We start from the raw sequence: 21,534 nt of genomic DNA on the forward strand, positions 1-21,534 counted from the left end.
GATGTATTCCTTACCGAATCCTCGGCAGCTGTTCCCACTGGTGGAACGGCGGCGGGGAGGAAAGCTGCCATTCCAGCGTGGTTGCGCCTTCACCCCATGGATTGGCTCCGGCCTCGCGCTTCTTCGCGAAAGCCTCGAACACGCCGTAGAGGAAGATCAGCACCGCGAAGCCGGAAATATAGGAGCCATATGACGAAACCATGTTCCAGCCGGCGAACGCATCGGGATAGTCGATGTAGCGGCGCGGCATGCCCGCGAGCCCGAGGAAATGCTGCGGGAAGAAGATCAGGTTCACGCCGACGAAGGTGACCCAGAAATGCAGCTTGCCGATGAACTCATTGTACATGTAGCCGGTCATCTTCGGGAACCAGTAGTACCAGGCCGCGAAGATGGCGAAGACGGCGCCGAGCGACAGCACGTAGTGGAAGTGCGCGACGACATAGTAAGTGTCATGCAGGGCGCGGTCGAGACCGGCATTGGCGAGCTGCACGCCCGTCACGCCGCCGACGGTGAACAGGAAGATGAAGCCGATCGCCCAGACCATCGGGGTGCGGAAAGTGATCGAGCCGCCCCACATCGTCGCGATCCACGAGAAGATCTTGATGCCGGTGGGAACCGCGATCACCATCGTCGCGAAGACGAAATAGCGCTGCGTGTCGAGCGACAGGCCGACCGTATACATATGGTGCGCCCAGACGATGAAGCCGACGACGCCGATGGCGACCATGGCGTAGGCCATGCCGAGATAGCCGAAGACCGGCTTGCGCGAGAAGGTCGAGACGATGTGGCTGACGATGCCGAAGCCCGGCAGGATCAGGATGTACACTTCCGGATGGCCGAAGAACCAGAACAGATGCTGGAACAGGATCGGGTCGCCGCCGCCGTCAGGCGCGAAGAAGCTCGTGCCAAAATTGCGGTCGGTCAAAAGCATGGTGATGCCGCCCGCGAGAACCGGGAGCGACAGCAACAGCAGGAAGGCGGTGATGAGCACGGCCCAGGCGAAGAGCGGCATCTTGTGCAGCGTCATCCCGGGGGCGCGCATGTTGAGGATCGTCGTGATGAAGTTGATCGCGCCAAGAATCGACGACGCACCGGCGATGTGCAGGCCGAGGATGACGAAATCCATCGCGGGACCCGGCTGGCCGGAGGTGGAGAATGGCGGATAGATCGTCCAGCCGCCGCCCGAGCCCCACGCACCGGCGGGACCGGGAACGAACATGGAGATGATGACGAGCAGCAGCGCCGGCGGGAGCAGCCAGAACGACACGTTGTTCATGCGCGGGAACGCCATGTCGGGCGCGCCGATCATCAGCGGGATCATCCAGTTGGCGAAGCCGCCGATCATGGCGGGCATGACCATGAAGAAGATCATGACCAGCGCGTGCGCCGTGGTGAACACGTTGAACATGTGCTTGCCGGCATCGAGCGCGGCATCGCCCTCGACGCCATAGACCATGGAGGCAAAGCCGTGGAAGAACTGGATTCCCGGCTCCTGCAATTCGGCGCGCATGGCGATCGACAGCGCGCCGCCGATGATGCCCGCCATGATCGCGAAGATCAGATAGAGCGTGCCGATATCCTTGTGGTTGGTCGAATAGACCCAGCGGACCCAGCCATGCGGCTTGTGGTCGTCATGGGCCGCGTGAGCAGCAGTGCCTGCCATGAAATCGCTCCCGTTGATCTCTTTAAGGGAGTAAGGGATTAGGGGAGTAAGGGAGTATGTTTGCTCCCACTTATTCCCCTACTCCCTTATTCCTCTATTCCCTTTCAAAGGTCGGCTTAGTTACCAGCCACCTTAACATTCTTTTCCGCGTCGATGGAGGCCATCAGCGCCTTGTTTGCGCCCTGCAGGTCGTTGCGGGCCGCGGTCAGCCATGTGTCATATTGCTCCTGGCTGACGACACGCACGGCGATGGGCATGAACGCATGGTCCTTGCCGCACAGCTCCGAGCACTGGCCGTAGTAAAGGCCCGGCTTGTCGGCCTTGAACCAGGTTTCATTGATGCGTCCGGGAACGGCATCCATCTTCACGCCGAAGGCGGGCATCGCCCAGGAGTGGATCACGTCGGCGCCCGTCACCAGGAGGCGGACGGTGGTGTTAACAGGAACGACCACTTCATTATCCACCGCGAGCAGGCGCGGATAGACGGCGCGGTCTTCTTTGCCGGCGGCCGCGCGGTCGCCATCCTGCAGCAGCAGCGAATCGAAGCTGACCGGGTTATCGACCTGGTATTCGTAGCCCCAGTACCACTGGTAGCCAGTCGCCTTGACGGTCAGCTTCGCCTCGTCAGGGGAATATTGCGCCGTGAGCAACTGGAAGGACGGGATGGCGAGGAACAGGAGTACAATCACCGGGGCGACGGTCCAGACCACCTCGATCAGCGTGTTGTGGCTGACCTTGGACGGCTCGGGATTGACGCTGGCGCGATAGCGCAGGATGCACCAGATGAGCAGCACCAGCACGAGAACCGTAATCGGGACGATGAACCAGAGCGTATAAGCCTCGAACCAGTGAATCTGCGCGGCGATGCCGGTGGCCGCCTCCTGAAACCTCCACTCCCATGGCCGGGGCTGATCCGCATGCGCGGCCGGGCTGGACAAGAGCACCGCGAGAGCGCCCCCCAAAGCACCCATCGTCGTGACAATGTTCTTATTCACGTAAGATTCTCCCGATTGCAGGCCTGCTTCCATATTCTTTGGCCGGGCGTCACAATGCTGCCCGGTTCTCGCCCGTGTTCAAACCACACAATATCCCACACCGCAAGGAAGGCGAAGATCATCCCATGCGGCATTTTTGCGCGTTTGCTTTATATCAAGGCAATGGAGGCAGCGTACGATCGCGAAGACTGCCTTATCGATAATGAAAACGACACTGCCCCGGGCTCGTTTCGTATTCTGATCAGCCCATTAAAGAGGCGCGTCTTTTTGTATTGGCGACTCAGTACCGAGCTGCCGGATGCCCTCTCTCAAGCGTTCCGTATTGGCGGGGGTGGAGAGCAGATGCAATGTTTCCTGCATGCTTTCAAATTCACCTTGGGCGATCACCACGACAGCTTCCGCCCCTTGCCTTGTCACGACCAACGGAGCGCGGGAGGCAATGACGCTGTCAAAGTGAAACGCGATGTTTTTCCGAAATTCGGTCAGGCGAACATGAGTCATGCCGGAACTCCCGATATAGATATGCGCGTCATTATGGACAGATTTGCATGAAGAGCCAAGTTTCCTCCTCCTTTGCGGGAAAGGGAAGCGGCCCATAATCCAGCCATGTTTTCCCGGCACGGAGCAATTAAGCGATCCCTTTTCTTCCCCGGCATAGCGCGTTAACGTTCCATGTGATTCGATCTGGAGTTTTCATGACCCTTCGTAGCCTTGTCTCGCGTCTCGCTGTTGCCGCCACGCTTGTTTCGGCGCTTGTTCCGGCAACCGCGTTCGCCCAGCAGAATCAGCAGGCCCAGGCGGCCTCGCCGCAGCAGAAGGGCACCATGCGCTCGACGCATGGGGCGTGGTCGATCCTGTGCGACACACCGGCGGGCGCGAAGAGCGAGCAATGCGCGCTGATCCAGAACGTGGTCGCCGCCGACCGTCCGGAAGTGGGCCTCTCGGTGGTGGTGCTGAAGACGGCGGACAACAAGGCGCGCATCCTGCGTGTGCTCGCGCCGCTCGGCGTGCTCTTGCCCAACGGCCTCGGCCTCAATGTCGACGGCAAGGATATCGGGCGCGCCTATTTCGTGCGCTGCTTCGAGGATGGCTGCTACGCGGAGGTGATCCTGGAGGACCAGTTGATCCAGACCCTGCGCACCGGCAAGAACGCCACTTTCATCGTCTTCCAGACGCCGGAGGAAGGCATCGGCATTCCCGTGGAACTGAACGGGTTTGGCGAAGGGTTTGACAAGCTGCCTTAAGGTTTGCACCCTCCTTCCCCCTTGCGGGGAAGGTGTCCGCAGAGCGGGCGGATGGGGGTGGTGACGTTTGCGCAACGATCTTCAGCAGAAGTGCAAGCGTCACCACCCCCACCCGACCCTTCGGGCCACCCTCCCCGCAAAGGGGAGGGAAATGGTGGGTTGCCCCCACCGCCTTGACACCTTACATCCGTTCATAACGACAAGAACGGATGTGCCCCATGAAAAGCCTGATCGACAGTTTCGACGTCTCACAGGACGAAATCCGCAAGACGGTGGCCGATAGCCTCAAGCGTAGCGACGATGGCGAGTTGTTCGTCGAATATCGCGAGGCCGAATCGCTCGTCTTCGACAATGGACGGCTGAAGAACGGCTCCTTCAACCAGGAACAGGGTTTCGGGCTTCGCGCCGTCGCGGGCGAGGCGGTCGGCTATGCGCATTCCGGCGAGCTTTCGCATGCGGCGCTAAAACGGGCGGCGGATGCGGCCTCGGCAGTGGCGACCGGCTATTCGGGCATCTATGCCGCCCCTCCCCCCGGCACCAACCTGCATCTTTATGGCGACGAAAACCCGCTCGGCAGCCCCAGCTTCGAGGCGAAGGTGAAGCTGCTGCAGGAGATCGACGCATATTTGCGCGCGAAAGACCCGAAGGTACGCCAGGTGTCGGTTTCGGTCGCGGGTTCGTGGCAGCATGTGGAGATCCTGCGCGCGGACGGCCATTTCGTGCGCGACATCCGCCCCTTGGTGCGGCTTTCCGTTTCCGTCGTGGCGGGACATGGCGACCGGCAGGAATCCGGCTCCTACAGCATGGGCGGGCGCAAGGCCTTCGGCGAATTCATCGCAAGCGACAGCTGGCGCTATGCCGCCGACGAGGCGCTGCGGCAGGCGCTGGTCAATCTCGAAGCCATCCCCGCCCCCGCCGGCACGTTCGACATCGTGCTTGCCAATGGCTGGCCCGGCGTCATGCTGCATGAGGCGGTGGGCCATGGGCTGGAGGGCGATTTCAACCGCAAAAAGACTTCCGCCTTCGCCGGTCTGCTCGGCACGCAGGTGGCGGCCAAGGGCGTCACGGTCGTCGATGACGGCACGCTCGCGGAACGGCGCGGCTCGCTGACCGTCGATGACGAGGGCACGCCGACCAATTGCACCGTGCTGATCGAGGACGGCAAGCTGGTCGGCTACATGCAGGACCGGCAGAACGCACGCCTGATGGGCATGAAGCCCACCGGCAACGGGCGGCGCGAGTCCCACGCCCATGTGCCGATGCCGCGCATGACCAACACCTACATGCTCTCCGGCAACAAGACACCGGAGGAAATCATTGCCTCGGTGAAGAAGGGCATCTATGCCGTCTCCTTCGGCGGCGGCCAGGTGGATATCACCTCGGGCAAATTCGTGTTCGGCTGCACGGAAGCCTATATGATCGAAAACGGCAAGATCGGCGCGCCGGTGAAGGGCGCAATGCTGATCGGCAACGGCCCCGACGCCATGCACCGCGTCTCGATGATAGGCAACGACACAAAGCTCGACAGCGGAATGGGCATGTGCGGCAAGGGCGGGCAGCAAGTGCCCGTCGGCGTCGGCCAGCCGCACCTGCGGCTCGACCAGATGACGGTGGGCGGAACGACGGTGTGAGTTACTGACGAAACGCGGAGTTCTGTCTGTAACGGGCGGTAACGGTTTGTATATGTAAAATCCGAATTTACATATACAGCCGTTGCGGCAAGTGATGAAGCGCTGTATATGTAATTTCCGGTTTTACATATACAGGCCACCCATGGAACGGCTTTCGCTTGCGGCGCATACCCTGTTCGCCGACCTGCTTCAGAAAAGCATGGACGCGACGTTCAGCACGCAATTCCCCGAGAACGGCTCGTTTTCTCAAGTAAAGCGCAATGGCCGGGCCTATTGGTATTACATGGGCTATCAAACCGGGGCCGGTGGCGGCGATAAGCCCAAGAAATGGTCGAAATATGTGGGTCCGGCCGATGATCCTGACATCACCAGGCGGGTCGAGGACTTCAAAGCCATACGGGAGAATTTCCGGGAGCGGCGGCAGATCGTCTCGGCCCTGACGGGCATGGGACTGCCCCGCCCGGATGCCCTTACGGGCGATCTGGCGGAATTGCTTTGGAAAGCTGGCTTGTTCCGCTTGAGAGCCGTTCTTGTGGGAACCGTCGCCTTCCAGACCTATGCGGGACTGCTTGGTGTGCGGCTTCCTTCCGCCCAGATCATGACCGGCGATCTCGACATCGCGCAATTTCATTCGATTTCGGTGTTTGTGGAGGATTCCATCCCACCGATCCTCGAAACCCTGCGTCAACTGGATCAGAGTTTTCGCGAGGTGCCGCATCAAAGCGACTCCCGCTTTTCCTCCGCCTTGGTCAATGCGCGAGGTTACAGGCTCGAATTCCTGACGCCGAATACGGGCAAGGCCGAATATTCCGACAAGCCCGCCATGATGCCCGCGCTTGGCGGCGCGGCGGCGCAGCCCTTGCGTTTCATGGATTTTCTCATCCACCGGCCAGTCCGTTCGGCCCTGCTGCACAAGGGCGGCATTCCGGTTCTCGTTCCGGCACCGGAACGTTATGCCGTTCATAAGCTCATCGTTTCGGCGGACCGCGGCAAGGAGGCTTCGATCAAGGCGCGCAAGGATGCCGAGCAGGCGGGCCTGCTCATCGAGGCGCTCGATTTGAATTCGCAAGAGCTCGATACCGGCTTCGCATGGATGGAGGCCTGGCAGCGCGGAAGCGGCTGGCAGCGCCGGCTGGCCGCCGGGCGGAATCGCCTCGATAAAGACCGCGCCGCGCTTTTGCACAAGGCGGTTGCGGCGGCGGCAGGGCAAGAGAACAAGGCGTTGAGGGATCTGGGGTTCGGTGAGGATTTCGCCGGTACGGGACGGGGTTGAGACGGTTATACATTTTCCCGCAAATTATGTATAACCGCCCCTCCCCTACCGCCCCTTACTCAGCAGCGCCACCGTTTCCACATGCGAGGACCACAGAAACTGGTCGATGGGCGTCACCCGGTCGATGCGGTAGCCGCCTTGGGTCAGAATGGCCAGATCGCGGGCGAGGGTCACGGGGTTGCAGGAGACGGCAACGACTTTCGCGATGTTCGACTTGGCGATTTCCTTGGCCTGCGTCTCGGCGCCGGCGCGGGGCGGGTCGAAGACGAGGCCGTCGAAGCGGGCGAGTTCCTTTGCCGTCAGCGGGCGGCGGAAGAGGTCGCGGCGCTCCATCGTGACCGGCTTCAGGCCTTGCGTGTTGCGGGCGGCGCGGTCGAGGGCGGCAAGGGCTGCGGCGTCGCTTTCCACCGCGTGGACGGCCATCTTTTCCGCCATGCGGAACGTGAAGGTGCCCGAGCCGCAGAAGAGGTCGGCGGCGCGTTTCGTCTTCGCAAGATGGCCCATGACGAGCGCGGACATCGTGTCTTCCGCTTCTGCCGTCGCCTGAAGGAAGCCGCCGGGGGGCACTTCGACGGCGACCTTGCCGAAATGGACGAGCGGCTTTTTCGGCTCAAGGACGATCTCGCCTTCGCAGGTGAGCCTCGCAAAGACATTATTTTGCCGCAAGTCCGGACGGAAAACCGCTTCACACTTTTCCTGGACTTGCTTTGTGGCCATCATAAAGGATGTCAGCGCCTTGCGCCGCGCGGCGTCGGGCAGCTTGCTGCCGGTGGCGGCGATGTCGAGGCCGGATGCGGTGGCCGTCACGGTGAGGCGGAAAGGCTTTCCATCGGGCGCGATCAATGAAGCCAGTTCGCGCAGGTCAGCCAGCCGATCCGTAATGGCGGGTACGGTTACCGGACATTCTTCGATGTTAATGATCTCATGGCTCTGGTGGCGATTGAAGCCGAGCAGCATTCCGCCATCCGTCCGGCGCGCGGCGAAGACGGCGCGGCGGCGGGTTTGCGGGGCGCAGGGAACGAGCGGATCGAGTTCGAAGGTGAGCTTGCGTCCGGTGAGCGCATCATTTACCAGCCCGCGCTTCCATGCCTGATAGTCATGCGCCTGCCAATGCTGGAGCGCGCAGCCGCCGCATGCCTCGAAATACGCGCAGGCGGGCGCGATGCGCTCGGGGGAGGCTTCGAGCAGCGCCATCAGCGTGCCGCGATTCTTTTCGCGCGCGATGTTCGCCACTTCGCCGGGGAGCGTGAACGGCACGAAGACCTGTCCGTCCGGCAGATTGGCGACGCCGTCACCACCCGCGCCCATGGCCGCTATCGTTACCCGCACCGTCATTGGTCTTTGATTCCTGCTAAAAGATATTCGCGGTTGCCGTCGCCGCCTTCGATGGGTGACGGGCAGAGGCCCAAAGTGCGCCAGCCGGGCAACGTCTCCAGCCAAGCCGCCAATTCGTCCGCCACGCGCTCGCCATCCGCAGGGTCGCGCAGAATGCCGCCCTTGCCGATGCCCTCGCGCCCCACCTCGAATTGCGGCTTGACGAGCAGGACGCAGTGGCTCCCCGCTTCGGCCAGAGCCAATGCGGGCGGCAGGGCCAGTTTCAGCGAGATGAAGCTGACGTCGGAGACGACGAGATCGATCTTGCGGCCAGCGAGATGGCTTCGGTCGAGCGTGCGGGCGTTCAGCCCCTCGTGATTGGTCACGCCCGGGTCGCTGCGCAGGCGCTCATGCAATTGATCGTGGCCGACATCGACGGCAACGACATGCGCCGCGCCGCGCTCCAGCAGCACCTGGCTGAACCCACCGGTCGAAGCCCCGATATCGAGCGCCGTGCGGCCTTTCACATCAATGCCGAAATGGTCGAGCCCGGCGATGAGCTTCAATGCCGCGCGCGAGACATAAGCGCTCGCGGGATCATCGACTTCGACCTTGGCATCGGCGGCGACTGGCATTCCGGGCTTGGTGGCGGGCTTGCCGTCAATTTTCACCGTACCGCGCGCAATAGCGTCCCGCGCCCGCGAGCGGGTGGGGAAAAGGCCACGATCCACCAGGAGCTGGTCGAGGCGGGGACGGGAGGGACTGGAGTTGTCGTGCATCGCGTCTTCATGACGGAGTGGGCGATGAAGAGCAAGCGGGGAATGTTTTGATGGAAACGCTGGCGCTCTACGTTGCCCCCCTCTGCCCTGCCGGGCATCTCCCCCGCAAGGGGGGAGATTACGCCGTCATGAACGCCCGGCACCAATCGCTGACGTTGCAGAATGAGCGTGGAGAGCCGTGCCAGCCAATCTCCCCCCTTGCGGGGGAGATGTCCGGCAGGACAGAGGGGGGCGCTGTCCCGCCGAGGGACGTTAATATAACTACAAACTTCAAGCCCGCGATGGCGCGGCCACCACATCCTGCCCCAGCGCCGCGAATACCGCCTGCACGATCCCGGCCCTATCCAGCCCGACGCGTTTGTACATCGCCTCGGGCTTGGCGTGGTCGATATAGACATCAGGTAGGGTCAGGGGCCGCACGCGCAGGCCGCCGTCGAGGAGGCCGTCATGGGCGAGGAAATGCAGCACATGCGAGGCGAAGCCGCCGATGGCGCCCTCTTCCACCGTGATGAGCACTTCGTGCTCGCGGGCGAGGCGGCGGATCAAATCTTCATCCAGCGGCTTGGCGAAGCGCGCGTCGGCAACGGTGGTGGAAAGGCCCGCGGCGTCCAGTTCCTCGGCGGCATCAAGGCATTCCTGCAGGCGCGTGCCGAAGGAGAGCAGCGCGACCTTGGTGCCTTCCTTGACGATGCGGCCCTTGCCGATTTCCAGCACCTGCCCGCGTTCCGGCATTTCCACGCCGACGCCCTCGCCGCGCGGATAGCGGAAGGAGATCGGGCCCTCGTCATATTCCGACGCCGTGCGCACCATATGGCGCAGCTCCGCCTCGTCGGAAGCAGCCATCACCACGAAACCGGGCAGCGCAGCGAGGAAGCCGGTGTCGAAGGAGCCGGCATGGGTCGCGCCATCGGCGCCGACAAGCCCGGCGCGGTCGATGGGGAAGCGCACGGGCAGCTGCTGCAACGAGACGTCATGGACCACCTGGTCATAGCCGCGTTGCAGGAAGGTGGAGTAGATCGCGGCGAAGGGCTTCAGCCCCTCGGTCGCCAGTCCTGCCGCGAAGGTGACGGCGTGCTGTTCCGCAATGCCTACGTCAAAGGTGCGGTCCGGGAAGACCTCGCCGAAAAGGTCCAGCCCGGTACCACCAGGCATTGCCGCCGTAATGGCGACGATGCGCTCGTCATGGCGGGCTTCCTCGATGAGGCTGGTGGCGAACACTTTGGTATAGGACGGCGCATTGGCCGGGGCCTTGGCCTGTGCGCCGGTGATGACGTCGAACTTATTGACGCCATGATATTTGTCGGCGGCGGCTTCCGCCGGGGCATAGCCCTTGCCCTTTTGCGTCACCACATGGATTAGCACCGGGCCGTCCACGGTGTCGCGAACATTCTTCAATACCGGTAGCAGGTGCTCGAGATTATGGCCGTCGATGGGGCCGACATAATAGAAGCCGAGCTCCTCGAAAAGCGTGCCGCCCGTCCAGAAGCCGCGCGCATATTCTTCCGAAAGCCGCGCCTTTTCCTGCAGGAATTTCGGCAGGCGGCGGGTCAACTGCTTGGCGGTGTCGCGCAGGCTACGATAGGTCGGGCCGGAGACGAGGCGGGCGAGATAGGCGCTCATGCCGCCGACGGGCGGGGCGATGGACATGTCGTTGTCATTGAGGATGACGATCAGCCGCGCGTCGAGCGCACCGGCATTGTTCATTGCCTCATAAGCCATGCCCGCCGACATGGCCCCATCGCCGATGACGGAGATGACATTGCGCATCTCGCCCGTCAGCCCGCTTGCGACAGCCATGCCGAGCCCGGCGGAAATGGAGGTGGAGGAATGGGCCGCGCCGAAGGGGTCGTATTCGCTCTCCGAGCGCTTGGTGAAGCCCGAAAGCCCGCCCTCCTGGCGCAGCGTGCGGATGCGATCGCGCCGCCCGGTCAGGATCTTGTGCGGATAGGCCTGATGACCGACATCCCAAATGATACGGTCATGCGGCGTGTCGAAGACGTGATGCAGCGCCACCGTCAACTCCACCACTCCAAGGCCCGCGCCCAAATGCCCGCCGGTGATCGAGACCGCGTCGATCAGCTCGGCGCGCAATTCGGCGGCCAGCTGCGGCAGATCGCTCTCAGGCAGCTTGCGTAAATCGGCCGGCGTCGGCGCGCGGTCGAGCAGCGGCGTTGCGGGTCTCGTCGTCACAGTTATCTCCTCATGATCAAGGACAGGCGTAACGCAATCGGGGCGAGGTCGCAAGCAGAAGGGAGTAAGGGAAGGGGAGTATGTGTCCCCTTCCCTACTCCCTTACTCCCTCAACTTTCCGGCAGCGGAATGAACTCTTCCTCATCCCCCGGCACGATGCCGAAACGGCCGGTGCGCCATTCTTCCTTGGCCTGCTCGATGCGCTCTTTCGAAGAGGAAACGAAGTTCCACCAGATATAGCGCTTCGAGGAAAGTGCAGCGCCGCCGAAGAGCATGACATGCGCCGCATGGTCCTCCGCAGCGGATATAATGATCTCATCGCCGGCGCGGAAGGCGAGAAGCCGGTCGGACTGGAAAGTTTCGCCTGAAATTTCGACCGCGCCGTCGAGAATATAGATGGCGCGCTCCTCCGCTGCGTTGGGGATGACGAAACGGCCGCCGGGCGCGATGCGGATATCGGCATAGAGCGTGTCGCTATATTGCGTGACCGGCGATTTTTCCCCATGCAACGCGCCGATGATAAGGCGTGCCTCAACGTTTTTGTCCCGAATCTGCGGCAGCTTGGCGGCTACAGTGTGGTCGAAAGCGGGCGACGTCTCCTCCAGCGCGTCCGGCAGGGCAAGCCATGTCTGCAGGCCGGAGATGGAGAGCGGACCGGCGCGAAGCTCCTCCGGCGAGCGCTCGGAATGGACGATGCCCCGCCCCGCCGTCATCATATTCACATCGCCCGGCGCGATCACCATCTGCGTGCCCAGGCTGTCGCGATGGCGGATCTGGCCGTCGAAGAGGTAGGTGACGGTGGAAAGGCCAATATGCGGATGGGGGCGCACGTCGATGGCCGCGCCGGGGCGCAGCAAGGCCGGGCCCATGCGGTCGAAGAAGATGAACGGTCCCACCAGCCGCCGCTTGGCAGTGGGAAGCGCGCGCCGCACCTCGAGCCCGCCAATGTCGCTGGTGCGCGGGATGATCAGCGTCTCGATGGAATCGACCGCGTGAGAGTCGCCTGGCTCGGGATCGGTGCCCGGGAAAAAGCTCATGAGGGTTGTCCGCCATTCGTTTGAGGACGCTTGTCGCGCCGATATGTGGCGACTTTATAGGCGGATGCGGGGCGGGCAAGTCACTGGAATGGAGACGGAGTGTTTCGTGAAGGAAAGTCCCCTTCCCCCTTACGGGGAAGGTGCCCGCGTTAGCGGGCGGATGGGGGTGGTGACGACTGCGCTTTTGCTGAAGACCGTGGTGTAAACGTCACCACCCCCACCCGACCCTGCGGGCCACCCTCCCCCCAAGGAGGAGGGAGGGCGCGTTTTCGCGGAGCCGCGCTCTGCCTACAGCAGCTTCGCGAGATCCTGCTCGCTCGGAACCTGGCCGTTGGCGGTGAGCTTGTCGATGATGCCGGGGAGGTTCTGCGAAAGCTGCGACAGCACGTCGTCCTCGCTCAGCCCCGACTGCTGGGCAAGGTTGCTCACGGTCTGCGGACCCAGGGCCTGCCCGAGCTGCGTGGGCTCGATCGGCTGGTTCGGGCCGTTGCCGACCCATGAGCTCACCTTGTCGCTATGCCCGGCATTGCTCAGCTTGTCGAGAAGGCCGCTGAGGCCGCCGCCACTTGGCGCCGAGGTGTCCTGCACCGCACCCTGGCTGCTGCCGCCGCTCAGCATCTTGCCGACGAAAAGCGCGCCAAGGGCGAGCATCAGAGGCTTCGCGAGGCCGCCGCCGGGAACCGCCTGGCCAGAGGCATCGTCAAATAGTCCCATGGGAATGTCTCCTTAAAATAAATACCCGTCCATTTACTTATAGTCATCCAGTAAATACAGTTTTGCAAGTATGTGTTGTTGCAAAATACCTCGTAGTATGAAAATATATTTAAGGAATACGCATAGGAGAGGATTCCCATGGGCTTCTTAAGCTGGATACTACTTGGTCTCATTGCCGGATTCATCGGAAGCAAGATCGTGAACAAGAGCGGCCAGGGCATGTTCCTGGACATTGCGCTCGGCATCTTCGGAGCGATCGTCGGGGGGCTGGTCTTCAGCCTTTTCGGGGCAACCGGCATCACGGGCTTCAACATCTACAGCCTCATCGTCGCCGTGCTCGGCTCCGTGGCGGTGCTGTGGATTTATCATGCCATAACGGGCCGTAGCAGCCTCAGTTAGGCGGGGCCTGACGACATCGTGCCTCCAACCCTATGCATCGTCATGGTGCATAGGTTTTTTAGACCGAACAAAGCGCAAAAAGCTGTTGCATTTTCAAAATTTTTAACCTCTGGGGGCTTCAACATGTCAAAGTTGCTGTATCTTCCAGAACTTGATGGGCTCAGGGCCATCGCATTTCTTTTAGTTCTGGTTTCGCATTTTCCCGTCACGACCACTTCCAGCACCTTGAAGCTAATTACGATTTATGCGGGCGAGGTTGGTGTCAATCTCTTTTTTGTGATCTCAACCTATCTGTTTTTTACGATCTTGCCGAAGGAGTGGGACGCAAGGGGGCGGATCAGCGTCCGCGATTTTATTATTAGGCGTTTGTTGCGGATTTACCCATTGCTGTTTGTTTTTGTGCTCGGATCAGTGGTGATATATGGCACCACCGAATATTATCGTGCCGTATCTATACTATTGCTTATCGACAGCATCGTTCTAGCAATGACCACATTTAGTTATTCCGTTCTCTACACCGGGCATTTCTGGACTTTGTCGGTCGAGTTTCAAGTGTACCTTCTCATACCGGCTGCGCTTATACTCCTTAAGCGCATCGGCATGGTCAAATTTGCTTGGGCTATTGCTGCAGTCTTTATATATTGCCTCGCCCTGCGGTTCGTTTTTTTCAAGCTGCAAATTGGACAACTCGCCTTCCAGGCTTTGTCATTTCTGAGCCCTGAGCCTTTCCTCGTCGGAATAGCGCTGGCCACATTCAAACCGCGCTGGCACTGGACGATCTCGGCCCTGGTAGCCGGCGGGGCCATGTTGATCTATTTCCGCCTACCATATCCATTCACGACGAGCATGCCAGGCATTATATTGGGGAAACCAGCCGGGGCGGTTATGCTCGCCGCTCTAATCGACATTGCGCTTCGTGCGCCCCTGGGCGCCATTCTGCGTCTGACACCTTTCCTATATTTAGGAAAGATCAGCTACGGCTTATATGTGTTTCACGTATGGGCTATCTGGCAAGTTGTACAAAGGCTCGAATTGGCGGGTTGGGTACTTCGGTCACCGTCGGAACCTCCCTCCACCGTCACATACTTTACCGTGCTGGCATTGGTGTTCACTGTGACAATGATCGCCGCATCCATCAGTTTTTATGTCCTTGAGCGGCCCATCGATCGGCTGAAGCGGAGATTTACGATCGTGGAAACGAGAACCTCGGTGCGGGAGGAGCCGTTATTGACGGGAGTGAGTGGTTCTCGTTCAGCAATTCCTTCCCCATCGCTCGCGGTCGAGCGAGTTTAAAACAAGTAGGAGTTGTAGGAATTAATGGAACTCATCCATTCCTACCTTGTGGCCTATGGAGCGGTTGCGCTGTTCGTCATCATCTATTTCGAATCGCTCGGCGCGCCGCTGCCCGGCGAAAGCGCGCTGATCGCCTCGTCGCTGCTGGCGCTGCATGGCGACCTCAACCTCTATCATGTGCTGATCGCGGTCTTCTGCGGCGCGGTGCTGGGCGACAGCACGGGCTATCTCATCGGCCATCTCGGCGGGGTCAAGCTCATCGCCCGCTATGGCTATCTGGTGCGGCTGACGCCGGAGCGGCTGCAGGAATTCGAAAATGTCTTCACGAAAAAGGGGCCGTATATCGTCGCCACCGCGCGCTTCGTGCCCGTGCTGCGGCAATTGAACGGGATCGTCGCGGGTTCGATGAAAATGCCCTGGCCGCATTTCCTCATCGCCAATGCGATAGGCGCCGCCGCCTGGACGCTGCTATGGGGCGCAGGGCCCTATTTCTTCAGCGATTTCTTTCATCCGTTCTATGAGAGGATGAGAGAGTGAGTAGTGAGTAGTGAATTAGATGATTTTCTATCTCACTACTCACTATCTCACTATTCACTATCTAATGGCTCCACCCCCACGGGCTGGCCATCGCGCCCGAGACGGATTTTCTCGACCTTGTCCTCGGCGGCCTTCAGCAGCGCGTCGCAATGCTTTTTCAGGGCTTCGCCGCGCTCATAGATGCGGATGGACTGGTCGAGCGGCACGTCCCCCCGCTCCAGATCTTCCACAATGCGTTCCAATTGCTCCAGCGCCTGCTCGAAGCTCATCGCGGCAATGTCGGCATTGGCGTTTTCGTCGGCCATGATTCACCCTTTCATCAAGCGCGTCATATGCGCTGCGGCGGACCCAGACAAGCCCAGAAGATCATAGCCGCCTTCGAGCAGGCTGACGAGGCGGTTTCCCGAAAAGCGCTCCGCCCGGTCCATGAGCTTGCCCGTCGCCCAGTCGAAATCGTCCTCGTCCAGATTGATCTCCGCCAGCGGGTCGCGGTGGTGCGCGTCGAAACCGGCGGAGATGATGATCAGGTCCGGGCGAAAATCGTCGAGCGCGGGCAGGACGCGGGTGGTGAACGCCTCGCGGAATTCGCGGCTGCCGTCGCCCGCCAGGAGCGGCGCGTTGACGATATTACCGGCCCCGGTCTCGTCCTTCGCGCCGGTGCCGGGGAAAAGCGGCATCTGGTGCGTCGAGCAATAAAGCACCGTCGGATCGGACTGAAAGATGTCCTGCGTGCCATTGCCGTGATGGACGTCCCAATCGACGATGGCGACACGCTCTGCTCCATGCCTGCGCTGCGCATGGCGGGCGGCGATGGCGGCGTTGTTGAAGAGGCAGAAGCCCATGGCCCGCTCGCGCTCGGCATGGTGGCCGGGCGGGCGGGCGGCGACGAAGACATTGTCCGCCTGCCCTTCGAACACGGCATCGACGGCGGCATTGGCCCCACCGATGGCGGTGAGCGCCGCTTCCCAGCTTTTCGGGCTCAGCACCGTATCCTCGTCGATGCGCGCGAGCGGCGGCGGTCCCTCCCCTTCCGCGGGCTCGGGAATGGCGGCGCGGATGCGCTCGATGAAGCTTTCGGGATGGGCGTAGAGAATCGTCGCCTCATCCCCCATCGGCGCCTCGACACGGTCGAGCCGGTAGAACTCCTCTCCCTCGATGGCGGCATGGAGCGCGCGCAAGCGATCCGGCCGCTCGGGATGGCCCGGCGGGGTCAGATGTTCGAGGTAGATGGAATGCCAGTAAAGCCGTGTGGTCATGAGGGGTATATTAGGGCGGTTCATGCCATGAGGGAACCGATTGTTGGCCTTTATTGTGGCGGAGAGGTTGATAGCGCCGCCAAGCGCCCTCGCCCTTCGAGGCTCCCCTTCGACAGGCTCAGGGTCGCACCTCAGGATGAGGGCTACTGCTACGTTGCGGTCCCTTCACCCTCATGGTGAGGTGCGACCCTGAGCCTGTCGAAGGGGAGCCTCGAACCACGAGGGTGAAGGGCGCACCATTTTTTTATCACCTCACCAGCAATCCCTCCAGCAATGCCCTGAACACCGCGACAACCTTCCGTGACGTCGCTTCCGGCTCGTCGGAGTTGGCAATCGCCTGTGAGGCCTGGCTGCTGGCGCCGTTGATGAGGCGCGCCACGAGCCATGGGTCGAGACCGGACTTCACCACCCTCTCCTTCTGCAACAGCTTCAGGCTTTCGGCCATCGAGGCGGTGCAAGCATTGGCGTTCGGCCATTGCGAGGGGTCGCCCAGCACGGCGGGTCCATCGCGGAACATGATGCGCTGGATTTCCGGCTCCAGCGCCATCTCGATATAGCTCGTGCATTCCTCGACGAAGCTCTCCCAGCGCGTAGGCGCATTCTCGGCCATTTCGCGCACCCGCGCGCACATCTCTGTGTCGATCTCGGCGATCACCGCCTGGAGCAGGCCCTTCTTGTCACCGAAATGATGGTAGAGAGCGCCGCGCGTCAGGCCGGCGGCGGCGGTGAAATCGTCCATCGACGCCTCCGCATAGCCGACCGTGCCGAACGCCTCGCGCGCGGCGGCGAGCAGCTTGGCGCGCGTTTCCGCGATCATTTCCTTGCGCGGCTTGTGAGCCATTTCATCTCCTTTTCATACACCGCGTATATTAATTGACATACGATACGTATGCAATTATCTATTCTCATACGTCACGTATGTAAGTGGTACTACCCCGATTCTCCAGGAGTTTCCCATGTCCAATCCTTATCGCGAAATCTTCAGGGCGCCAGGCGCGAAGGGCTTCGCCGCTGCGGGGTTTTTCGCCCGGCTGCCCATCGCCATGGCGCCCATCGGCATCGTCGCCATGCTGTCGCAAACCTATGGCGAATACTGGCTCGCCGGTGCCGTATCCGCCATTTTTGCCCTGACCAACGCGCTCCTCGCGCCGCAGATTTCACGGGCGGTGGACCGGCTGGGGCAGGCCAAGGTGCTGGCGCCGGCGACGATCATCTCCGTTGTGGCCTTTACGCTGCTGCTCCTCGCCACGCATCTGCGCTGGCCGACATGGACGCTCTTCGCCTCCGCCTTCTTTGCCGCGGCCATGCCGAGCATTCCGGCGATGTTGCGGGCGCGCTGGAGCGAACTCTTCCGCGACCGGCCCGAACTCAACACCGCCTTCGCCTTCGAATCGTCGGCGGATGAGCTGGTCTATATTTCGGGAGCGTCGCTTTCGGTGGGGCTGAGCGTCTCGCTCTTTCCCGAGGCGGGCATGCTCGCAAGCACGCTGTTCCTCGCCTTCGGCTCCCTCGCCTTCATCCTGCAACGTTCCACGGAACCCAAGGTGCGGCCCGTCACGCATGATGCCACCGGCTCGGCCATTCGTTTGCGCCCGGTGCAGATCATCACTTTCGCGCTCATCTTCATTGGCGCGACCTTCGCCACCGCCGAGGTCACCACCGTCGCGATCACCAAGGCGCTGGGCCATCCCGACGCGGCGAGCCTCGTCATCGGCGTCTATGGCGTGGGCTCCTTCGTCGTCGGCCTTCTCATCGGGGCGCTGAAACTCACCATGCCGCTGCAGCGCCAGCTCGCAATCGCGGTCGGTATCATCGCGCTGACGACACTGCCGCTGCTGATGGAGCACACGGTGATGACGCTGGCGCTCACCGTCTTCCTCAGCGGCGTCGCGATCTCGCCCACCTTCATCACCGCCTTCGGCCTCATCGAGCGCCGCGTGCCCGAGGCCATGCTGACGGAGGGCGTGACGTGGGTCATGACCGGCATCGGTATCGGCATGGCTCTTGGCGCATTCGTCACCGGCCTGGTGGTCGACCATTTCGGCGCGCAGAACGGCTTCTGGGTGTCGGTTGCGTCGGGGGTGATTGCGTTGACGACCGTGCTGCTGGGGCAGAAGACGCTGGCGGGGGAGCGGCGGCGGACGGGAGGTGTGGTGCCGGTGGCGGGGTAACGCGACGCCCTCCTTCCCCCTTGCGGGGAAGGTGCCCGCGTAGCGGGTGGATGGGGGTGGTGACGATTGTACTCTAACGTCGACCGTAGCGCGCTGCCTTTACCACCCCCACCCGTCCGCTACGCGGCCACCCTCCCCGCAAGGGGGAGGGAAGGCGCGAGCCCGCAAAAGTCAGCACCGATTTTTACAAAATCTCCGTCTTCACGATCTTTATCCCGAATCCCTCCAGCCCGACATAATGCCGCTCGCGTGACGCCAGCAGGCGGATGGAGGTAATCCCCAGATCCTTCAATATCTGCGCGCCGAGGCCGATCTGGCGCCATTCTTCCTCACGGGCGCGGGCTTCGGCGTGGGATTCCCGGTCGGCGGGGATGGCGTCGCGGGCGCGGGTGTCGCTGACCGCCTCGCGGACGCCAACGGAGCCTTGCCGCAGATAGACCAGCACGCCGCGCTTCGCCTCGGCCATGCGCTTCAGGATCGTGTCGAGGCTGCACACGCCGCCGAACACATCGCTCAGCACGTCCTCGCGTTGGAGACGGACGGGCACGTCCTCGCCGTCGCGGATGTCGCCGAAGACGATGGCGACGTGCTGCATCGGCTCCCAGGGCAGCTGGTAGGTATAGGCTTTGGCCGGGCCGGCGGAGGTTTCGACCGGCGCTTCGTTCACCCGCTCGACGAGCGTTTCCTTGCGCTGGCGGTAGGCGATCAAATCCGCGACCGTGACGGTCTGGAGCTTATGCTCTGCCGCGAAATCGGCGATCTGCGGCCCGCGCATGACGGAGCCGTCATCATTGACGAGTTCGCAGATGACGCCGATGGGCGGCAGGCCCGCCAGCTTGCAAAGATCGACCGCCGCTTCCGTATGCCCCGAGCGCATCAGCACCCCGCCCTCGCGCGCGACGAGCGGGAAGATGTGGCCCGGACGGACGAAATCGGCGGCGCCGGCATTGGGGTTGGCGAGGTTGCGCACCGTCAGCGTGCGGTCGTCGGCGGAGATGCCTGTCGTGGTGCCGTGGCGGTAGTCGACGGTGACGGTAAAGGCTGTCGTATGGGCGGATTCATTGTCCGCCACCATGGGCGCCAGGTTCAGGCGCTTGGCCTCCTCGCGCGGCATGGGCGCACAGACGATGCCCGAGGTGTGGCGAACGATGAAGGCCATCTTCTCCGGCGTGCAATGCACTGCCGCGACGATCAAATCGCCCTCATTCTCGCGGCCGTCATCATCGGTGACGACAACGATCTCCCCGCGCTCGAAAGCGCGGATGGCATCGACGGTGCGTTTTTGGTCGAAGGTCATGCAGGATCCCCTACAGTTCAATTGAAACAATAGCTTGGAGGAACCCTGTCTCGGGTCAATTCTTCCCCGTCTGCCCCCGGTGCCTCAGATAATGGTCCGCAATGGCGCAGGCGACCATGGCCTCGCCGATGGGAACGGCGCGGATGCCGACGCAGGGGTCGTGGCGGCCCTTGGTCATCACGTCCACCTCATGGCCGTCCTTGTCGATGGAGCGGCGCGGGGTGAGGATCGAGGAGGTGGGCTTCACCGCGAAGCGCGCGACAACGGGCGCGCCGGTGGCGATGCCGCCCAGAATGCCGCCCGCATGGTTGGAGAGGAAGGTGGGCTTGCCATCCGGCCCCATGCGCATTTCGTCGGCATTTTCCTCGCCGGTCAGCCGCGCGGCCTCGAAACCATTGCCGATTTCGACGCCTTTGACCGCGTTGATCGACATCAGATAGCTGGCGATGTCCTGATCGAGCTTGGCATAGATCGGCGCGCCCAGCCCTGCCGGCACGCCTTCCGCGACGATTTCGATGATCGCGCCCACGGACGAGCCCGCCTTGCGCAGGCCGTCGAGATATTCGGCGAAGATTTCCACCGAGCCGGCGTCGGGCGTGAAGAACGGGTTGTTGTCAACCTCGCTCCAGTCCCAGCGGCTGCGGTCGATGTCATGCACGCCCATCGCCACCAGCGCGCCGCGCACGGTCAGGCCCGGCACGACCTTGCGCGCAATCGCGCCTGCGGCGACCCGTGCAGCGGTTTCACGCGCGGAGGAGCGTCCGCCGCCGCGATAGTCGCGGATGCCGTATTTGACGTCATAGGTGTAGTCGGCATGGCCGGGGCGATATTGGCGAGCGATATCGCCATAATCCTTGGAGCGCTGGTCGGTGTTCTCGATCATCATCGAGATGGGCGTACCCGTGGTGACCATCGTCACGCCGTCATCCTCGACCAGCACGCCTGAGAGCACGCGCACCTGATCCGGCTCGCGGCGCTGGGTGGTGTATTTCGACTGGCCGGGCTTGCGCTTATCCAGATAGGACTGAACCTCGCCTTGCGTGAAGCGGATGCCGGGCGGGCAGCCATCGACCACGCAGCCAAGTGCGGGGCCATGGCTCTCACCCCATGTGGTGACGCGAAACAAATGGCCGAACGTATTGTGAGACATGGGATTTCCTCGGGTGCCCAAGCCGGGCAATAACAGCGCAGGTTTTATGGGGGTTTTGCGCGCCGGTCAAATCGCCCGCGCCAATTTGGCCGCGATTATGACTACCCACGCGATTCAGCGCTTTTGCAGCCTAAAAAATTCCTTAATACAAGTTTTTCCGATAATTATTTTGACACAATCCGCCGTCTATTCTTCACTTGGGCTCGTTGGATTCTTACAGGGAAGACCGCCATGCAGATTTTCATTGCCCTGCTTTTCGTGTTCGTATCGCTTTTTTCGACGATCGCCATGGCGGACGACGCCCAGGGCAAGATCACGCATATCGACGAGGACAGCAACACGATCACTCTCGATGACGGCAATATCTACAAGCTGCCGGGCGAGTTCGACTACAGCGCCATCAACGAGGGCATGAATGTCGCGCTTTCCTACGATGTCGTCGATAAGGACCGGTTCATCACGGATATCGAGGAGACGGAGTAGGCTGGAGCCCCACCCTCCCCTCAAGGGTAGGGCTATCGCATATGAGTAATGAGGGTGAGGAAATCCTGGTCGGCCCATCTTGCCTTGAGCCGTTTGTGGCTGAGGGGA

The 21,534-nt window shown here is 61.9% G+C and carries 21 protein-coding genes; 8 read left to right on the plus strand and 13 right to left on the minus strand.

Annotated features, from left to right (window positions below):
- Positions 1–10: 10 nt before the first annotated feature.
- From ctaD to IEX53_RS20065, 3 genes are all read right to left on the minus strand, one after another.
- Positions 11–1,663 carry a cytochrome c oxidase subunit I gene (ctaD, locus tag IEX53_RS20055; protein WP_188825958.1) on the minus strand — a complete coding sequence of 551 codons (1,653 nt, stop codon included), beginning with the start codon at positions 1,661–1,663 and terminating at the stop codon, positions 11–13.
- 116 nt (positions 1,664–1,779) lie between these two features.
- On the minus strand, positions 1,780–2,658 hold the full coding sequence (gene coxB / locus IEX53_RS20060) for a cytochrome c oxidase subunit II (protein ID WP_444542152.1): 879 nt from the start codon (positions 2,656–2,658) through the stop codon (positions 1,780–1,782).
- Between the two features lie 249 nt (positions 2,659–2,907).
- A complete protein-coding gene (locus IEX53_RS20065) occupies positions 2,908–3,159 on the minus strand; it encodes a type II toxin-antitoxin system Phd/YefM family antitoxin (protein WP_188825959.1) in 252 nt (83 codons plus the stop codon).
- A 194-nt stretch (positions 3,160–3,353) separates the two neighbouring features.
- Between IEX53_RS20065 and IEX53_RS20070 the strand changes: the two genes are divergently transcribed.
- The 3 genes from IEX53_RS20070 (at position 3,354) to IEX53_RS20080 (ending at position 6,806) form a co-directional block, all read left to right on the plus strand.
- Positions 3,354–3,902 carry an invasion associated locus B family protein gene (locus IEX53_RS20070; protein ID WP_188825960.1) on the plus strand — a complete coding sequence of 183 codons (549 nt, stop codon included), beginning with the start codon at positions 3,354–3,356 and terminating at the stop codon, positions 3,900–3,902.
- A gap of 218 nt (positions 3,903–4,120) precedes the next feature.
- Positions 4,121–5,533, plus strand: coding sequence for a metalloprotease TldD (tldD, locus tag IEX53_RS20075; RefSeq protein ID WP_188825961.1), 1,413 nt, complete (start codon positions 4,121–4,123; stop codon positions 5,531–5,533).
- A 142-nt stretch (positions 5,534–5,675) separates the two neighbouring features.
- Positions 5,676–6,806 (plus strand): nucleotidyltransferase family protein, encoded by a 1,131-nt coding sequence (locus tag IEX53_RS20080; protein ID WP_188825962.1) that lies wholly within the window; start codon positions 5,676–5,678, stop codon positions 6,804–6,806.
- A 45-nt stretch (positions 6,807–6,851) separates the two neighbouring features.
- On the opposite strand, the gene IEX53_RS20085 is transcribed toward IEX53_RS20080, so the two are convergent.
- From IEX53_RS20085 to IEX53_RS20105, 5 genes are all read right to left on the minus strand, one after another.
- Positions 6,852–8,141 carry a class I SAM-dependent RNA methyltransferase gene (locus IEX53_RS20085; RefSeq protein ID WP_188825963.1) on the minus strand — a complete coding sequence of 430 codons (1,290 nt, stop codon included), beginning with the start codon at positions 8,139–8,141 and terminating at the stop codon, positions 6,852–6,854.
- Positions 8,138–8,899 (minus strand): TlyA family RNA methyltransferase, encoded by a 762-nt coding sequence (locus IEX53_RS20090; RefSeq protein ID WP_188825964.1) that lies wholly within the window; start codon positions 8,897–8,899, stop codon positions 8,138–8,140. Before IEX53_RS20090 ends, IEX53_RS20085 begins: the two co-directional genes overlap by 4 nt.
- Before the next feature lie 270 nt (positions 8,900–9,169).
- Positions 9,170–11,089 carry a 1-deoxy-D-xylulose-5-phosphate synthase gene (dxs, locus tag IEX53_RS20095; protein WP_188825965.1) on the minus strand — a complete coding sequence of 640 codons (1,920 nt, stop codon included), beginning with the start codon at positions 11,087–11,089 and terminating at the stop codon, positions 9,170–9,172.
- Between the two features lie 110 nt (positions 11,090–11,199).
- Positions 11,200–12,126 (minus strand): pirin family protein, encoded by a 927-nt coding sequence (locus IEX53_RS20100; protein ID WP_188825966.1) that lies wholly within the window; start codon positions 12,124–12,126, stop codon positions 11,200–11,202.
- Positions 12,127–12,414: 288 nt separating this feature from the next.
- Entirely contained in the window at positions 12,415–12,840 is a 426-nt protein-coding gene (locus IEX53_RS20105; protein WP_188825967.1) for a YidB family protein, read from the minus strand.
- 138 nt (positions 12,841–12,978) lie between these two features.
- On the opposite strand from IEX53_RS20105, the gene IEX53_RS20110 reads away from it, so the two are divergent.
- The 3 genes from IEX53_RS20110 to IEX53_RS20120 all read left to right on the plus strand — a co-directional run bounded on the left by IEX53_RS20110 (position 12,979) and on the right by IEX53_RS20120 (position 15,069).
- Positions 12,979–13,239: a GlsB/YeaQ/YmgE family stress response membrane protein gene (locus IEX53_RS20110; protein ID WP_188825968.1), complete on the plus strand. Its 261-nt coding sequence runs from the start codon at positions 12,979–12,981 to the stop codon at positions 13,237–13,239.
- Positions 13,240–13,362: 123 nt separating this feature from the next.
- The gene (locus IEX53_RS20115) at positions 13,363–14,532 is read left to right on the plus strand and encodes an acyltransferase family protein (RefSeq protein ID WP_188825969.1); all 1,170 of its coding nucleotides are present in this window, start codon (positions 13,363–13,365) and stop codon (positions 14,530–14,532) included.
- Between the two features lie 24 nt (positions 14,533–14,556).
- Positions 14,557–15,069: a DedA family protein gene (locus IEX53_RS20120; RefSeq protein WP_188825970.1), complete on the plus strand. Its 513-nt coding sequence runs from the start codon at positions 14,557–14,559 to the stop codon at positions 15,067–15,069.
- Positions 15,070–15,119: 50 nt separating this feature from the next.
- Here IEX53_RS20120 and IEX53_RS20125 read toward each other — a convergent pair whose 3' ends face one another.
- The 3 genes from IEX53_RS20125 to IEX53_RS20135 form a co-directional block, all read right to left on the minus strand.
- Positions 15,120–15,374 carry an exodeoxyribonuclease VII small subunit gene (locus tag IEX53_RS20125; RefSeq protein WP_188825971.1) on the minus strand — a complete coding sequence of 85 codons (255 nt, stop codon included), beginning with the start codon at positions 15,372–15,374 and terminating at the stop codon, positions 15,120–15,122.
- 3 nt (positions 15,375–15,377) lie between these two features.
- Positions 15,378–16,325: a histone deacetylase family protein gene (locus IEX53_RS20130; RefSeq protein ID WP_188825972.1), complete on the minus strand. Its 948-nt coding sequence runs from the start codon at positions 16,323–16,325 to the stop codon at positions 15,378–15,380.
- A 247-nt stretch (positions 16,326–16,572) separates the two neighbouring features.
- Positions 16,573–17,166: a TetR/AcrR family transcriptional regulator gene (locus tag IEX53_RS20135; protein WP_188825973.1), complete on the minus strand. Its 594-nt coding sequence runs from the start codon at positions 17,164–17,166 to the stop codon at positions 16,573–16,575.
- A 115-nt stretch (positions 17,167–17,281) separates the two neighbouring features.
- Here IEX53_RS20135 and IEX53_RS20140 point away from each other — a divergent pair, with 115 nt between their 5' ends.
- Complete coding sequence (locus tag IEX53_RS20140; RefSeq protein WP_188825974.1) at positions 17,282–18,496, plus strand: MFS transporter; 1,215 nt, start codon at positions 17,282–17,284, stop codon at positions 18,494–18,496.
- 184 nt (positions 18,497–18,680) lie between these two features.
- Here the strand turns inward: IEX53_RS20140 and ribB are convergent, their stop codons facing one another.
- Both ribB and aroC read right to left on the minus strand, forming a co-directional pair.
- Positions 18,681–19,793 (minus strand): 3,4-dihydroxy-2-butanone-4-phosphate synthase, encoded by a 1,113-nt coding sequence (gene ribB / locus IEX53_RS20145; RefSeq protein WP_188825975.1) that lies wholly within the window; start codon positions 19,791–19,793, stop codon positions 18,681–18,683.
- A 55-nt stretch (positions 19,794–19,848) separates the two neighbouring features.
- Positions 19,849–20,943, minus strand: a complete 1,095-nt coding sequence (gene aroC, locus IEX53_RS20150) for a chorismate synthase (RefSeq protein WP_188825976.1) — start codon at positions 20,941–20,943, stop codon at positions 19,849–19,851.
- A gap of 231 nt (positions 20,944–21,174) precedes the next feature.
- On the opposite strand from aroC, the gene IEX53_RS20155 reads away from it, so the two are divergent.
- Entirely contained in the window at positions 21,175–21,426 is a 252-nt protein-coding gene (locus IEX53_RS20155; protein ID WP_188825977.1) for a DUF1344 domain-containing protein, read from the plus strand.
- Positions 21,427–21,534: the final 108 nt, after the last annotated feature.

This window comes from Paramesorhizobium endophyticum (assembly GCF_014640615.1).
In the GTDB taxonomy this organism is placed as follows: Bacteria; Pseudomonadota; Alphaproteobacteria; order Rhizobiales; family Rhizobiaceae; genus Paramesorhizobium; species Paramesorhizobium endophyticum.